Here is a 14949-nt window from a genome sequence, read left to right as displayed (position 1 = left end):
ACTCGAATTTCGCGCGAAATTCGAAAGACCGCGGTCAGGAGCCCTGGAGCCAGTCCGCGAAGGAGCGGCCCGTGATGCGCTCGTACGCCTCGACGTAGCGGGCCCGGGTCGCCTCGACGATGTGGTCCGGCAGCGCGGGCGGAGGGGTGTCGGAGTGACGGTCCCAGCCGGACTCCTCCGAGGTCAGCCAGTTGCGGACGAACTGCTTGTCGAAGGACGGCTGCACCTTGCCCGCCTCGTAGCCGTCGACCGGCCAGTAGCGGGACGAGTCCGGGGTGAGCACCTCGTCGCCGAGCACCAGCTCACCGGCGGCGTTGCGGCCGAACTCGAACTTCGTGTCCGCCAGGATCACGCCGCGCTCGCGCGCGTGCTCCGCCGCGCGGGCGTAGACGCGCAGCGTCAGGTCGCGCAGCTCGGCGGCGAGCTCGGCGCCCTCCTTCGCGGCGACGGCCTCGAAGCTCACGTTCTCGTCGTGCTCGCCGAGCTCGGCCTTGGTCGCCGGGGTGAAGATCGGCTCCGGCAGGCGCGACGACTCGACCAGCCCGTCCGGCAGCGCCACGCCGCACACCGAACCCGTGCGCTGGTAGTCGATCAGCCCGGAACCGGTCAGGTAGCCGCGGGCCACGCACTCGACCTGCACCATGCTCAGCCGCTTGACCAGCAGCGCGCGGCCGCGAACCTCGGCGGGGATGCGCGGGTCGTCGTAGGCCACCAGGTGGTTGGGCAGCTCGTCGGCCAGCAGCTCGAACCAGAACACGCTCATCGCGGTGAGCACGGCGCCCTTGTCCGGGATCGGCGTGTCCAGCACGTGGTCGTAGGCCGAGATGCGGTCCGAGGCGACCAGCAGCAGGTGTTCGTCGTCAACGGCGTGCAGCTGGCGAACCTTGCCTGCCGCGATCTGGGGGTAATCGGCGAGTGCAACCACGACGCGATTGTCTCCCACCGCAGGTTGGCGGCTCGCACGTGGTGGGATTGAGGGGATCAGGAGGAGGAGATCGTGACCGAGAATTTCACCGACTGGCTGCGCGGTCGCAGCGAACCCGACTGGACCCAGGTCGTGGAGCACCCGTTCACCGACGCGTTGTTCGACGGGTCGATGCCCGACGAGTACATGAGCTCCTACCTGGTGCAGGACTACCAGTTCGTGGACGACTTCCTGGCGCTGCTCGGCGCCGCCGTCGCCCGGGCCGACCGGTACTCCTCGCGGCTCGCGCTGGCGGGCAGCATCGCGGTCGTCACCAGCGAGGAGAACACCTACTTCCAGCGCTCCTTCGACGCGCTGGGCATCGGTGAGTCCGACCGGGTCAACCCGGAGCTGGACCCGGCGACCGTGGCGTTCCGCGACCTGATGCGCGACACCCGCGACAACGGCGGCTACGCCGAGATCCTGACGGTGCTCACCGTCGCCGAGTGGACCTACCTGGAGTGGGCGGTGCGCGCACCGGCGAAGCCGGACAACTTCGTCCACGCCGAGTGGATCGAGCTGCACGCCAACCCCGACTTCCAGGAGTGGGTGAGCTGGCTGCGCTCCGAGCTCGACCGCGTCGGCGCCGACCTCGACGAACGCGAGCGCGCCCGCTGCCTGCGCCTCTTCCAGCAGGCCACCCGGTGCGAGATCGACTTCTTCAACGCCCACTGGGACTGAGGGTCGCTGGAGATCCGCTCGTCACCGGCCGGGTTTCGGACTTCAGTGGAAATCCGCGCACGGGTTTCCACTGAAGTCCGGGACCTGATTTCCACTGAAATCCGGAGCTCGCCGACGGGTCGGGAGGGTCGGAGCTGGTGAGGGGTGGGGTCAGAGGATGTCGCTCGGGGAGTAGGCCGCGGCCTGGGGGTACTGGGTCGCGACCTTCTCCACTGCGGCGACGACGTCGCTGACCTGGGACGACGCCGCGCCGGTGAAGGCCAGCTTGTCGGCCAGCAGGGCTTCCAGCTGCTCGCGGTCGAGCGGCAGCCGCTCGTCGGCGGCGAGCCGGTCGAGGAGGTCGTTGCGCTCGGCGCCCTGCTCGCGCATGTCCAGGGCGACCGCGACGGCGTTCTCCTTGATCGCCTCGTGCGCGACCTCCCGGCCCACTCCCGCGCGCACCGCGCCCATGAGCACCTTGGTGGTGGCCAGGAACGGCAAGTAGCGGTCGAGCTCGCGGGCCACGACGGCCGGGAACGCGCCGAACTCGTCGAGCACCGTCAGGAACGTCTCCAGCAGGCCGTCGAAGGCGAAGAACGCGTCCGGCAGCGCCACCCGGCGGACCACCGAGCACGACACGTCGCCCTCGTTCCACTGGTCACCGGCCAGTTCCGCGCTCATCGAGACGTACCCGCGCACGATCACCGCGAGACCGTTGACGCGCTCGCAGGAGCGGGTGTTCATCTTGTGCGGCATGGCGCTGGAGCCGACCTGGCCGGGCTTGAAGCCCTCGGTGACCAGCTCGTGCCCGGCCATCAACCGGATCGTCTTGGCGACGCTGGAGGGCGCGGCGGCCAGCTGCGAGAGCAGGCTCAGCACCTCGAAGTCCAGCGACCGCGGGTAGACCTGGCCGACGCTGGTGAGCGTGCTGGCGAAGCCGAGGTGACCGGCGACGCGGCGCTCCAGCTCGGTGAGCTTGTCGGTGTCGCCGCCGAGCAGGTCGAGCATGTCTTGAGCGGTGCCGACCGGGCCCTTGATGCCGCGCAGCGGGTAGCGGTCGAGGAGCTCTTCGAGGCGGCGGAAGGCCACCAGCAGCTCGTCGGCGGCCGTGGCGAAGCGCTTGCCCAGCGTGGTCGCCTGCGCGGCGACGTTGTGCGAACGACCGGCCATGACCAGCTCGGAGTTCTGCCCCGCGAGCGCGGCCAGCCGGGCGAGCACGGCGACCGTGCGGTCGCGGACGTGCTCCAGGCTGCGGCGGACCTGCAGCTGCTCGACGTTCTCGGTCAGATCCCGCGAGGTCATGCCCTTGTGGATCTGCTCGTGACCGGCGAGGGCGTTGAACTCCTCGATCCGGGCCTTCACGTCGTGCCTCGTCACGCGCTCGCGCGCGGCGATGGAGTCGAGGTCGACCTGCTCCAGCACCCGCTCGTAGTCGGCCACGGCCTGTTCCGGCACCTCGATGCCGAGGTCGGCCTGGGCGCGCAGCACGGCCAGCCAGAGGCGCCGCTCGAGAACGATCTTGTGCTGCGGCGACCACAGCTCGACCAGCTCCGGAGAGGCGTAGCGACCGGCGAGAACATTCGGAATGCTGGGCTTGTCCGTCACCCGCCCAGGATAACCAGCGCGTTCTCCGTGGTCGTTTTGCGTGGCGGTGCGGGTGGGGGAACCTGAGCGGCTCCGTGGTCTCCGCGCGCCACTCCTTGAGTATGTGAATACGCGGCGTCGCGGCGTGCTCGCCACGAAGCCGCTCAGAACCCCCGGCGGTGCCAGCTGCTCAGGTGGTGAAGGAGAAAGCACCTTCGGTGCTTGCCTGACGGGTGTTCTGGGTTCAGAGTCCGGTTTTCCAGGCTGGGGAGTTCGCTGGGACCACCTCCGGCGTGGCCGGGACGAAGTCCGGGTACTTCTGGCCGGCGCCGGTGTTGAAGAGCACGACTCGGTCGGTGTCGGTGACCGCGCCGGTGTCGCGGAGCCGGTGGAGCGCGGCGAGCGTCGCGGCCCCTTCGGGCGCCGGGTAGATGCCCTCGGCGGCGGCGAGCTCCCTGGTGGCCTCGCGCATCTCGTCCTCGCTCACCGACACCGCCGTGCCGCCGGAATCGCGGACGGCGTCGAGAATCAGGTAATCGCCGACGGCAACGGGAACCCGCAGGCCGCTGGCGTCGGTGGTGGCGTCCTCCCAGCGCGGCGCGTGCCGTTCGCCCTGGTCGTGGGCGCGGACGATCGGAGCGCAGCCCTCGGCCTGGACGACGACCATGCGCGGGCGCTGCTCGCCGATCCAGCCGAGCTCGGTCATCTCGGCGAACGCCTTCCACATGCCGACCAGCCCGGTGCCGCCGCCCGTCGGGTAGATCACCACGTCCGGCAGCTCCCAGCCGAGCTGCTCGGCCAGCTCGTAGCCGAGCGTCTTCTTGCCCTCCACGCGGTAGGGCTCCTTGAGCGTGGAGACGTCGAACCAGCCGCGCGCCTCGGAGGTGGTGCGCACCAGGCGTCCGGCGTCGTCGATCAGACCCTCGACCAGCCACGTGTCGGCACCCGAGACGACGGCTTCGACCTGGTTGATGCGCGGGCAGTCCTCGGGCATCACCACTCCCGCGGCCAGCCCGGCGCGCGCCGCGTAGGCGGCGAGCGCCCCACCGGCGTTGCCCGCCGACGGCGCGGCGACGGACTTGGCGCCCAGCTCCCGGGCTCGCGACACGGCGGCGGACATGCCGCGCGCCTTGAAGCTGCCGGTCGGGTTCTGCCCCTCGTCCTTGATCCGCACGTCGGAGATGCCCAGCCGATCGGACAGCCGCGGCGCGGCCAGCAGCGGCGTGAACCCCTCGCCGAGGCTGACGATGTGCTCGGCGTCGCGGATCGGCAGCACCTCCCGGTACCGCCACATCGAGGGCTCCCGGGTCAGCAGGTCCGACGGCCGCAGGCGGACGTTCGCCAGGTCGTAGCGCGGGTACAGGACCTTGCCGCACTCCTCGCACAACCGGTGCAGGACGTCGGCGTCGAAGGTCCGCCCGCACGCCGTGCACTCGAGGTGGCTGAGGGTGCTGCCCGTGGAGTTCACCATGAGCGAATCCTGACCCGCCGAACCCGCCCGGTCCAGGGTGTTCACGTCGTGAAACTTTCCAGTCAATCACTGGTTCGGCGAAATCATCAATTGCGCTCGATCAGGTGTGGGATTCTGGACTAATACAACGGCGCGATCTTATCGTTGGCCGACGCATTCGCGGCTGTGCACAGGAACGGGAGCGGATGAACATCACCAGGTTCGCCGAAGATCGGCAGGACGTGTTCTGGATCGTGGGCACAGGTCAGGCCGAACGCCACGCCACAACCATGCGACCAGGAGCGGTATATGCCGGGCAATGCGTAGCGGCGCTCTGCGACGTTCAGATCAAGATTCCGCAGTCAACCCCGCTCGGACGCGATCCGCAGACGAAGAAAGTCACGAGAAAGTGCCCAGCGTGCGAAGGAATCGCCGAGGTCAAGAATTACGCGGAAACGTGTTGGGACTTTTAATGTGAAAAAACGTTCTCGGTTCGCCAGATGACCGAGCGGCGTTCTTGCACGCGAATCAGGAAAGCTGCGTTCGCAACATTCTGCGGGCCACTCCGCGCGGATCGGGATCGGACTCGATCAGCGCGTTCACCACGGCTCCGTCGACCAGCGCGACCAGTTCGGTGAGCCGCTCCGCACCCACCTCCACGCCGCTGCGGTAGAAGATCTCCGCGAGCAGCTTCTGCAGCTCGACGGCCATCTCGCGCATCAGCGGGGCCAGGTAAGGGCGGCGCGGCGAGCCGACCAGCCGCTCGTAGCGCAGCAGCACCGGCTCGACACCGCCGTGCCGGGAGTCGACGCCCAGGAGCAGGTCCAGCAGGAGTTCGATCACCGCGTCGGTGCTGCGCTGCTGCTCGGACAGATCGGCGAGGCGGGCTCGCCCGGCGGCGAGCTCCTCCCTCGCGTTGTGCTCCACCGCTGCGGTGATCAGGTCTTCCAGCGAGGAGAAGTAGTAGGTGGTCGACGCCAGGGGGAGCGCGGCGCGCTCGGCCACGGCGCGGTGCCGCACCGCGTCGAACCCGCCCTCGACGAGCAGCTGCGCCGCAGCCGCCACCAACGCCTGCCGCCGCCGCTCGCCCTTCGGTGTGCTGGCCGCTGTCATGACCCGCGATCCTATGCCGTGTCCGGAACGTCCGGTTGATCGCCGCTGCGGAGAAGCCCCCGCAGCACGGCCGACCAACCGCTTCACCGATCAGAACCGGGTGGCGAGATCCCCGGCGATGCTGCCGACCCGCGCGACGAACGGAGCCCCCGGCGAACCGGCCTCGGGCTCGCTGAGCACCACCACGAGCTTGCCGCTGCGCGCCTTGCGCACCGACTGCTGCGCACCGTCGGGACGCTGCACGTCACCCGGGGCCGACTGGCCCGCCTGCGCCGCGCCCGCCGGGCTGATCATCACCGTCACCCGCCCGGCCGCGGCACCGTCGCGCAGCGAGAACGCCGCGGCCTTCGCGCCGGTCGGGCACGTGCGCACCGATGTCGGCGTGGTGCTCCCGGCTTCGGGCAGCGTCGCCTCGACCGCTTCGACCAGCGACGCGTCCGGCTGGCAGCCGGCCGAGCGCGGGGTGATCCCGCCGGACTCGACCTGCGGGCCGGGCGCCACCGTCAGCGGTACCACCGGCGGCGGGCTCGCCACCGTCTCGGTCGTCGACGAGAACCAACCGGCTCCCACACCGATCCCGCCGACCAGCACCGCGGCCGCCACCGCCGTCCCACCGGCGGTCGCGGTCATCCGGCGCCGGGCCGTGATCCGCCGCGACGCCGTCGAGATGTCACCTTCGTCGAACGACGCCGGCGGAACGGCTCGCACCGAGTCACGGAAAAGCTCTTCGAGCTTGCGCTCGTCCAACCCGCACCCCCTTCACGCGGACCTCAGATCCCCGAGCTCGTCTCCCAGCACCTCTCGCAGCGTCGCCAACCCCCGGGCGCACTGGCTCTTCACGGTTCCTTCGCTGCATCGCATCACCGCCGCCACTCCCGCGACGTCCAGCCCCTCGAGGAACCGCAGGACCAGCACGGCGCGCTGCTTCGGCGGCACCTTGCGCAACCCCGCGATGAGGGTCTGCCTGGTGGACACCGAGTCGTCCACGTCCGGGTCGTCGACCGGACTGTCGGGCAGAGTCTCGGCAGCCCTCTCCCGTCGCCAGGGCCGCCTCGACTCGTCGATCACCGCCCGGGTCAAGGTCCGGCGCACGTACGCGTCGAGCGCGCCCTTGTCCCGGACCTTTCGCCAGTGGCGGTGCAGGGCGATGAACGCGGTCTGGGCGAGATCGTCCGCGCGGTGCCAGTCGCCGCACATCATGTACGCCATCCGACGCACCGCCTCCCGCCGAGCCACGAAGTACTCCGCGAACTCCTGCTCTTCGCGCTGGTCCACGCGGAACTCTCCGCTCGTTCGTTGCCTGCACTGCTATGACGGGATCGCGTGCCCGAACCGTTGCACGCTGTTTCGAGCCGATCCACCTGTGATTGATACCGCAGCGGTGAGATCACGTCCCACAGGGCCATTGCCTCGACCCCGTGCAGGTGTGATGTGATCTGTTCGTGACCACTCCGGCGCCCATCGACCTCCGCTCCGACACGGTGACTCGTCCCGACGAGCAGATGCTTGCCGCGATGGCCGCCGCCGAAGTCGGCGATGACGTACTCGACCACGATCCCACCATGCGCGCGCTCGAGGAACGGGTGGCCCAGCTTCTGGGCACCGCCTCGGCGTTGTGGGTGCCCAGCGGCACGATGGGCAACCTGATCGCGCTGATGCTGCACCTCAAGCGCGGCGACCGGTTCCTCGCGCCGCGCGGTGCGCACGTGCTCAACCACGAGCTCGGTTCGGCGGCGTGGCTGGCGGGCGGGATGCCGGATCCGCTGGAGTGGGACGGCGGTCCGGGCGCGCCCACGGCCGAGGCGGTGCGCACGCAGGCGAACCTGACCATGGCCTACGACGCCCTGCACACCACGCTGCTGTGCCTGGAGAACACCCACAACGGCGCGGGTGGCGCGGTCCTGCCGCCGCACGAGCACGCACGGCTGGCGGCCGCGGCCAAGGAGCTCGGCCTCAAGGTCCACCTCGACGGCGCCCGGTTGTGGAACGCCTCGGTGGCGCTCGGGGTGCCGCCCGCGGCGCTGACGGTGGGCGTGGACAGCGTGCAGGTCTGCCTGAGCAAGGGTCTCGGCGCGCCGGTCGGCTCGGTGCTGGCCGGAGAAGCGGAGTTCATCAAGGCCGGGCGGCGGATTCGCAAGATGCTCGGCGGCGGCGTCCGGCAGGGCGGCGTGCTGGCCGCGGCCGGGCTGATCGCGCTGGACCGCCTCGACGCGCTGGCGGGTGATCACGACAACGCGCGGGTGCTCGCCGACGGCCTGACCGAGCGCGGGTGGCAGGTGACCGCGCCGCAGACGAACATGCTGCTGGCGGCGGTCCCGGACGTGCAGCTGACGTTGCAGCGGCTGCGCTCGGTGGGCGTGCTGGCGGTGCCGATGAACGGGCAGGTCCGGTTCGTCACGCACCGGGACGTGTCCAAGTCGGACGTGGAAGAGGCGTTGCGCCGGATCGGCGAAGCCGGGATCTAGGAGCGGAGGCCCGCGTGCTGCGGTGGATCGTGTTCGACTACGGCGAGGTCATCAGCCGACGCACCCGCGCACTGCCCGAGATGGCCGCGCTGCTGGACACCGATCCCGCGGACTTCGAGGACGCCTACTGGGCCGAGCGCCGTGACTACGACGCGGGCCTGTCCGACGCCGGCTACTGGCGCGCGGTGGCGGCACGGCTGGACCGCGAGCTGGACGACTCGCTGATCCACCGCCTGACCAGCGTCGACGTCGACGGCTGGATGTCCGCGGACCCGGATTCGCTGGCGCTGCTGGAAGACCTGCACCGGCGCGAGGTGCCGCTGGCGCTGCTGTCCAACGCCTCCACGACGTTCGCTCGCGCCGGTGAGAGCAAGCCCTGGGCGCGGTTCTTCGACCACCTGCTGTTCTCCGGCGACCTGCGCGTCACCAAACCCGCGCCGGAGATCTGGCGGATCCTGCTCGACACCCTCGGCGCCGAGCCCGCGGAGTGCCTGTTCTTCGACGACCGCGCGGAGAACATCGCAGGCGCCCGGCAAGCAGGCCTCAACGCCGAGCTCTGGCACTCAGCCGACCACGCCCGAGACCTCCTCCACCAACAACTGGCCGCCTGAGCACCGAACACGTCTCCCGCAACCGACCGGGGTGCCCAGGAGCTGTTGAGGGATGCGGCGGAGCCGCTGTTCCAGGTGCGGGACTCAGCTCGCACGCCGCGGGTTCTGACGCGTCGCCTGGGTGAGGACGACGCGACGCCGCGTATTGGCATACATCAGTCGTGGCGGCCGGAGGCCAGGCGGCGCGTCAGGTTCCGCCACCCGCACCGCCACGCAAGCCGACCACTGTCAAACGATGGGCTTAGGGCTTTATTTCCTTCTTGTCCTTGGCCCAGCCCAGGGCGGCGGTGGCGACGAACAGGATCCCGCCGATCACGGCGAGCCAGAACAGGCCCTTGATCAGCACTCCGGCGACGGAGACCACCAGCCACAGGACCAGCAGACCGCCGATCACCTTCCACACCATCACGACCACCTCTTCACCGGGAGCGTCCCGCACGTCCAGCGTGCCAGAGGGAACGCGGAAATCGGCAGGTCGAAGGCCCGGTTCCGGGAAACATCAGGGTGCCCCTGAGTCCCGGAGCCGGGCCTACAGCCAGGCTCCGAGCCGCTGGACGGCCTCGGTGATGTCGCGGGGATCGCCCGCGAAGGACAGGCGCAGGTAGTGGTGGCCGCGGTCCGGGTCGAAGTCGACGCCGGGGACCAGCGCCACGCCGGTGTCGTCGAGGAGACGCCGGCAGAACGACGCCGCGTCGTCGGTGTGATCGCTGATGTCCACCCACGCGTAGAAGGCGCCGTCGGCCGGGGCGACCTTGGTGATGCCCGCTTCGGCCAGGCCGTCGAGCAGCAGCGTCCGGTTCTGCCGGTAGCGCTCGACGTGGGCCTCCACCTCGTCGTAGGCCTCCGGGCTGAACGCCGCGACGGCCGCCTGCTGCGAGATCGCGGGCGGGCAGAGGGTGAAGTTGCCGGTCAGCGAGTCGACCGCGCGCAGCAGGCGCGGTGGCACGAGCATCCAGCCGAGCCGCCACCCGGTCATCGACCAGAACTTGGAGAAGCTGTTGACCACGATCGCCTCGGCGGAGAACTCCCGGGCGGTGTGCAGCGGTTCGCCGTAGCTGAGGCCGTGGTAGATCTCGTCGCTGATCAGCTGCACCCCGTTGGCCTCGCACCAGCCGGCGAGCCCGGCGAGCTCGTCGCGGGAGAGCACGGTGCCGGTCGGGTTGGCGGGGCTGGCGACGATCAGCCCGCGCACCGGCTCGTCGAGGGCTTCGAGCATCTCGACGGTCGGCTGGAACCGGGTGGACGCGTCGCAGGGCAGCTCCACGACCTCGCAGCCCAGCGCGGACAGGATGTTGCGGTAGGCCGGGTATCCGGGGCTGGCCAGCGCGACCCGGTCACCGGCGTCGAAGGCGCCGAGGAACGCCAGCAGGAACGCGCCGGAGGCGCCGGTGGTCACCACGACCTCGTCGACCGGTACCGAGCGGCCGTAAGCCTTCTCGTAGTGCCCGGAGATGGCTTCCCGCAGCTCCAGGACGCCCAGCTGCTCGGTGTAGCCGAGCGCGTTGCTCTCCAGCGCCCGCGCGGCGGCCTCGCGGACCGCCTTCGGTGCCGGGGTGGAGGGCTGACCGGCGGCCAGCGACACGACGTCGCCGCGCGCCCGCTGGCGGGCGGCTGCGGCCGTGAGGACCTCCATGACCTGGAACGGGTCGACGTTCGCGCGTTGAGCTGCGGCCAGCGCGGCGGGCTTCACCATGCGAGCCAGCGTGCCAGATGTCGGCGCGGATCCCGAAGACCGGGAGCCACTTCGAGTCAGGACTTCGGGACGCTGATCTCGCCGTCGACGGCGCGACGGGCGATGTCGGTGCGCCAGTGCGCGCCGGGCAGGTGGACGCGCTCGACCCGCTCGTAGACCTCGTCGCGGGCGGCGCCGAGGTCGGGACCGGTGGCCACGACCGACAGGACCCGTCCGCCCGAGGACAGCACGGCGCCGTCCTCGCGGCGGCGCGTGCCGGAGTGCAGCACGCCCTGCAGGTCCGAGCCCTGGATGATGTCGTCGACGCGCGGACGGCCCGGGTAGCCCTCGGCGGCCAGCACGACCGTCACCGCCGAGCCCTGCTCCCACTCCAGCGCGGGCTGCTCGGCGAGCTCACCGCGCGCCACGGCGTTGAACAGCTGCGCCAGCGGGGTGTGCAGCAGCGCCAGCACGGCCTGGGTCTCGGGGTCGCCGAAGCGGCAGTTGAACTCGATGACCTGCGGGCCGTTCGAGGTCAGCGCGAGACCGGCGTAGAGCAGACCGGAGAACGGGGTGCCGCGGCGGTCGAGCTCGTCGACGGTGGGCTGCACGACCGTGCGGACCACGGTGTCGACCAGGTCGTCCGGGGCCCACGGCAGCGGCGCGTAGGCGCCCATGCCGCCGGTGTTCGGTCCCGCGTCGCCGTCGCCGACGCGCTTGAAGTCCTGCGCGGGCAGCAGCGGGACGACGGTGGTGCCGTCGACCAGGCAGAACAGCGAGGCCTCGGGGCCGTCGAGGAAGGACTCCAGCAGCACCGGGTGGCCGCCGTCGAGCAGCTTCATGGCGTGCGCGCGGGCGGCGTCGAAATCACCGGTGACCAGCACGCCCTTGCCGGCGGCCAGACCGTCGTCCTTGACCACCCAGGTCGGGCCGAAACCGGCCAGCGCGGCGTCCAGCTTCGCGGGGTTGTCGACGATCTCGCTGCGCGCGGTCGGCACGCCGGCGGAGACCATGACGTCCTTGGCGAAGGCCTTGGACCCCTCGATGCGGGCCGCCGCCTTGGACGGGCCGAAGCACGGGATGCCCGCGGCGCGCACGGCGTCGGAAGCGCCTGCGACCAGCGGTGTCTCCGGTCCGAAGACGACCAGGTCGGCCTTCCAGCGGGTGGCCAGCGCGGCCACCTCGTCGGGCTTGGCGACGTCGACGGCGTAGGACTCGGCGAGCGCTGCGGTACCGGCGTTGCCGGGCGCGCAGGCCAGTGCCGTCACGGACGGATCACGGGACAGCGCCAACACGATCGCATGCTCCCGGCCGCCGCCGCCGATCACGAGGATTCGCACAAAACGCAGCGTAGAGCGTGCGGTGGGCCACTTGGCGGTTGCCCCCGGGAAGTGTTGCCGCCGGATGGCGCATCGCAGGTCGCGAGGCGTTCACCCGGCGGTCGGCCGCTCGTCGCACTGGTGTGCCCCGGGCGTCGGTTGCGGGGAGTTGGGTGAAGTCGCCACAGTCGGAACGGGGAGAACGCATGACGATTCGGGGACGGTTGATCGCTTTGTCCGTTGCGGGCACCGCCGCGCTCGGGGTGATCACCTCGGTGGGGCCCGCTGCCGCTGAGCCGGCCCCGGACACCGCGCAGATCGAGGTGTTCGGCCACCGCGGCGCCTCCGGCTACCGGCCGGAGCACACGCTCGCCTCCTACGAGCTGGCGGCCCGGATGGGCGCCGATTACATCGAGCCCGACCTGGTTCCCACCAAGGACGGCGTGCTGGTCGCCCGGCACGAGAACGAGATCGGCGGCACCACCGACGTCGCCGAGCACCCGGAGTTCGCCTCCCGCAAGACCACCAAGGTCATCGACGGCACCGAGATGACCGGCTGGTTCACCGAGGACTTCACGCTCGCCGAGCTCAAGACGCTGCGGGCCAAGGAGCGCATCCCGGACATCCGCCAGCACAACACGGTCTACGACGGCCTCTACGAGGTGCCGACCTTCCAGGAGGTGCTGGACCTGCGGGCGCGGCTGTCGAAGGAGCTCGGCCGCGACATCGGCGTGGCTCCGGAGACCAAGCACCCCAGCTACTTCCGCGAACTGGACCTGGCGCTGGAGCCCGGCGTGGTCGAGGCGCTGGACGCCAACGGCCTGAACAAGCGGGGCGCGAAGGTCGTCGTGCAGTCCTTCGAGGTCGGCAACCTCCAGGAGCTGCGCGGACAGCTCCAGGTGCGGCTGGTGCAGCTGATCAGCAACAGCGGCGCGCCGCAGGACTTCATCGAGTCCGGTGACCCGCGCACCTACGCCGACATGGTCACGCCGGAGGGGCTGAAGGAGATCTCGACCTACGCGGACGTGATCGGCCCCGACACCAAGGTGATCCTGCCGGTCGACGAGAGCAACCACCTCACCGAGCCGACCGCGGTCGTCGCCGACGCGCACGCCGCCGGTCTGCAGGTCGTGCCCTACACCGTCCGCGCCGAGAACACCTTCCTGCCGGCCGACTTCCAGTCCTCGCAGGACCCAGCGCAGTGGGGCGACGCCCTCGGCTTCTTCCACGCCCTGTTCGACCAGGGCATCGACGGCATCTTCAGCGACATGCCGGACCTCGCCATCACCGCCCGAGACCAGCACTGACCCCCTGCCCCACCGGGATGACCGGATTTCAGTGGAAATCGGTGCTCTGAGTTCCACTGAAATCGGGTTCCCCGGGGTGGAGTGAGACGAATGAGACCGTCGTCCCCGTTCGGGGGCGGCGGTTTCGTCGTTTCGGGTGATCGGCGCGCAGCGCACCTAGGGTGTCCATCGTGGACGGAGGTGCGAGTTGGTCCAGCTGATCCTGGTCCTGATCGGGGCGCTGCTGGTCACGGCGCTGGCGCGGAGCCGGGAGATCGCGGCGCCGCTGCTGCTGGTGGCCGTCGGCCTGGCGGTGTCGCTGGTGCCCGGCCTCGACGAGCTGAACATCGAACCCGAACTGCTGCTCACGGTCGTGCTGCCCCCGCTGCTGCACGCGGCGGCGCTGGAGAGCTCGTTCACCAACTTCCGGGCGCGGATCCGGCCGATCGCGCACCACGGCGTGCTGCAGGTGGTCGCCACGTCGTTCGTGCTGGGCTGGATCGCGTTCCTGCTGATCCCGGACCTGCCGCTGGCGTCGGCGATCGTGCTGGGCGCGGTGATCGCACCACCGGACGCGGTGACGGCGGCGGCGATCGGCCGCCAGCTGAAGCTGCCGCGCGGGGTGATGACGGTGCTCGGCGGCGAGAGCCTGATCAACGACGCGGCGGCGCTGACGATCTACCGGATGGCGGTCACCGCCGCGGTCGGCACCACCCCGACCCTGGGAGAAGGTCTCGGGGTGTTCGCGCTGGCCGTGGCGGTCGGAGTGGTGCTGGGCCTGGCATTCGGGATGCTCGCCCAGCTGGCCCGCCAGCACATCCCGGACGTGCAGGTCGCGACGCTGCTGGGCGTGCTGGTGCCGTTCATCGCCTACCTGACGGCCGAGGAGCTCGACGGGTCGGGAGTGCTCGCGGTGGTCACCGCCGGGCTGTACGTCGGCCACAACCTGCCGCGTGCGCGCGCCGCCGGGCGGTTGCAGGAGCACACCGTGTGGGCCTCGATCAACCTGCTGCTGGAGAGCCTGGTGTTCGCCTACATCGGTCTGCAGCTGAAGTCCGTGGTCGCCGAACTGCTGGGCTCGGGGCGGCCGATGGGCGGGATCCTGCTGGCCACGCTGCTGATCCTGCTGTCGGCGATGGCGTTCCGGGTGCTGTGGATGTTCGCCTCGAACTACCTGCCCGGGGTGTCGCACCTGATCGGCAGCGGCAGGCGGCGCGGGAGCCGGTGGCGGCGCACGACGGTGCTGTCCTGGGCGGGGATGCGCGGCGTGGTGACGCTGGCGGCGGCGGGCGCGATCCCGTTCACCACCGACAGCGGAGCTCCGCTGCCCGGCCGCGAGGTGATCCAGTTCGTCGCCGCGGTGGTCACGGTCGGCACGATCCTGCTGCAGGGCACCACGCTGCCGCCGCTGATCCGGCGTCTGGGCATCACCGACCCGGAGGAAGCGCGCATCGACGACCAGGCCGAGGCGGAGGCCCGCCGGACCGCCACGAACGCGGCCCTGGCCTACCTGGACGGCCTCACGCCGGGGGAGGCGGAGTGCGAGCGCTCCGCGCTGGACCGGATGGTCGCCAGGATGCGGGACATGGTCGAGCACCAGGGCCTGGCGGCCGCCGAGCAGGTGGGGCGCACTCCGGCGGAGCGCGCCGACACCTCGACCCGGACGTTCTCCGAGCTGCGCCGCAACATCATCGCGGTGCAGCGCTCGGCGATCGCGGACGAACGCGACGCGGGCCACCTCGACGACGAGGTGCTGCGCCGCGTCCTCCGCGAACTGGACCTGCAGGAAGCCGCCCTGGAAGGTTCCTGGCGGAACCGGTGAGGA

The 14949-nt window shown here is 70.7% G+C and carries 15 protein-coding genes; 5 read left to right on the top strand and 10 right to left on the bottom strand.

The genetic code is table 11. From position 1 onward, the window contains the following. Window positions 1-34: 34 nt before the first annotated feature. The gene (locus KBO27_RS01380) at window positions 35-925 is read right to left on the bottom strand and encodes a phosphoribosylaminoimidazolesuccinocarboxamide synthase (protein ID WP_210968174.1); all 891 of its coding nucleotides are present in this window, start codon (window positions 923-925) and stop codon (window positions 35-37) included. A 72-nt stretch (window positions 926-997) separates the two neighbouring features. Here KBO27_RS01380 and KBO27_RS01375 point away from each other — a divergent pair, with 72 nt between their 5' ends. Then, window positions 998-1645 (top strand): TenA family protein, encoded by a 648-nt coding sequence (locus tag KBO27_RS01375; RefSeq protein WP_210968173.1) that lies wholly within the window; start codon window positions 998-1000, stop codon window positions 1643-1645. Window positions 1646-1795: 150 nt separating this feature from the next. Here the strand turns inward: KBO27_RS01375 and purB are convergent, their stop codons facing one another. The 6 genes from purB to KBO27_RS01345 all read right to left on the bottom strand — a co-directional run bounded on the left by purB (window position 1796) and on the right by KBO27_RS01345 (window position 7046). Further along, the gene (gene purB, locus KBO27_RS01370) at window positions 1796-3229 is read right to left on the bottom strand and encodes an adenylosuccinate lyase (protein WP_210968172.1); all 1434 of its coding nucleotides are present in this window, start codon (window positions 3227-3229) and stop codon (window positions 1796-1798) included. 223 nt (window positions 3230-3452) lie between these two features. Further along, window positions 3453-4679 (bottom strand): threonine synthase, encoded by a 1227-nt coding sequence (locus KBO27_RS01365; RefSeq protein WP_210968171.1) that lies wholly within the window; start codon window positions 4677-4679, stop codon window positions 3453-3455. 119 nt (window positions 4680-4798) lie between these two features. Further along, on the bottom strand, window positions 4799-4939 hold the full coding sequence (locus tag KBO27_RS01360; protein ID WP_210968170.1) for a hypothetical protein: 141 nt from the start codon (window positions 4937-4939) through the stop codon (window positions 4799-4801). A gap of 247 nt (window positions 4940-5186) precedes the next feature. After that, window positions 5187-5771 (bottom strand): TetR/AcrR family transcriptional regulator, encoded by a 585-nt coding sequence (locus KBO27_RS01355; protein ID WP_132671967.1) that lies wholly within the window; start codon window positions 5769-5771, stop codon window positions 5187-5189. Between the two features lie 90 nt (window positions 5772-5861). After that, entirely contained in the window at window positions 5862-6479 is a 618-nt protein-coding gene (locus KBO27_RS01350) for a hypothetical protein (RefSeq protein ID WP_307870188.1), read from the bottom strand. A 51-nt stretch (window positions 6480-6530) separates the two neighbouring features. Beyond that, window positions 6531-7046 (bottom strand): SigE family RNA polymerase sigma factor, encoded by a 516-nt coding sequence (locus KBO27_RS01345; protein ID WP_132671969.1) that lies wholly within the window; start codon window positions 7044-7046, stop codon window positions 6531-6533. A gap of 167 nt (window positions 7047-7213) precedes the next feature. Between KBO27_RS01345 and KBO27_RS01340 the strand changes: the two genes are divergently transcribed. Then, a complete protein-coding gene (locus KBO27_RS01340) occupies window positions 7214-8236 on the top strand; it encodes a threonine aldolase family protein (RefSeq protein WP_210968168.1) in 1023 nt (340 codons plus the stop codon). A gap of 17 nt (window positions 8237-8253) precedes the next feature. Next, complete coding sequence (locus KBO27_RS01335) at window positions 8254-8847, top strand: HAD family hydrolase (RefSeq protein WP_210968606.1); 594 nt, start codon at window positions 8254-8256, stop codon at window positions 8845-8847. Between the two features lie 241 nt (window positions 8848-9088). On the opposite strand, the gene KBO27_RS01330 is transcribed toward KBO27_RS01335, so the two are convergent. The 3 genes from KBO27_RS01330 to purD form a co-directional block, all read right to left on the bottom strand. After that, complete coding sequence (locus KBO27_RS01330) at window positions 9089-9253, bottom strand: hypothetical protein (RefSeq protein WP_210968167.1); 165 nt, start codon at window positions 9251-9253, stop codon at window positions 9089-9091. Between the two features lie 123 nt (window positions 9254-9376). After that, window positions 9377-10540 (bottom strand): pyridoxal phosphate-dependent aminotransferase, encoded by a 1164-nt coding sequence (locus KBO27_RS01325; RefSeq protein WP_210968166.1) that lies wholly within the window; start codon window positions 10538-10540, stop codon window positions 9377-9379. Between the two features lie 56 nt (window positions 10541-10596). Then, window positions 10597-11859 (bottom strand): phosphoribosylamine--glycine ligase, encoded by a 1263-nt coding sequence (gene purD, locus KBO27_RS01320; protein WP_210968165.1) that lies wholly within the window; start codon window positions 11857-11859, stop codon window positions 10597-10599. 185 nt (window positions 11860-12044) lie between these two features. On the opposite strand from purD, the gene KBO27_RS01315 reads away from it, so the two are divergent. Together KBO27_RS01315 and KBO27_RS01310 are read left to right on the top strand one after the other, a co-directional pair. Further along, window positions 12045-13145 carry a glycerophosphodiester phosphodiesterase gene (locus KBO27_RS01315; protein WP_210968164.1) on the top strand — a complete coding sequence of 367 codons (1101 nt, stop codon included), beginning with the start codon at window positions 12045-12047 and terminating at the stop codon, window positions 13143-13145. 187 nt (window positions 13146-13332) lie between these two features. Then, on the top strand, window positions 13333-14946 hold the full coding sequence (locus tag KBO27_RS01310; RefSeq protein ID WP_210968163.1) for a Na+/H+ antiporter: 1614 nt from the start codon (window positions 13333-13335) through the stop codon (window positions 14944-14946). Window positions 14947-14949: the final 3 nt, after the last annotated feature.

The organism is Saccharopolyspora endophytica, from assembly GCF_018070075.1.
In the GTDB taxonomy this organism is placed as follows: Bacteria; Actinomycetota; Actinomycetes; order Mycobacteriales; family Pseudonocardiaceae; genus Saccharopolyspora; species Saccharopolyspora endophytica.
The sequence above is the reverse complement of the archived record's forward strand: the minus strand, read 5'-3'. Positions and strand labels throughout refer to the sequence as shown.

Bases quoted from the DNA above. Each gene is read 5' to 3' on its own strand.
- KBO27_RS01365 (WP_210968171.1), bottom strand. From the start codon at position 4,679: ATGGTGAACTCCACGGGCAGCACCCTCAGCCACCTCGAGTGCACGGCG.
- KBO27_RS01355 (WP_132671967.1), bottom strand. From the start codon at position 5,771: ATGACAGCGGCCAGCACACCGAAGGGCGAGCGGCGGCGGCAGGCGTTG.
- KBO27_RS01330 (WP_210968167.1), bottom strand. From the start codon at position 9,253: ATGGTGTGGAAGGTGATCGGCGGTCTGCTGGTCCTGTGGCTGGTGGTC.
- KBO27_RS01325 (WP_210968166.1), bottom strand. From the start codon at position 10,540: ATGGTGAAGCCCGCCGCGCTGGCCGCAGCTCAACGCGCGAACGTCGAC.
- KBO27_RS01315 (WP_210968164.1), top strand. From the start codon at position 12,045: ATGACGATTCGGGGACGGTTGATCGCTTTGTCCGTTGCGGGCACCGCC.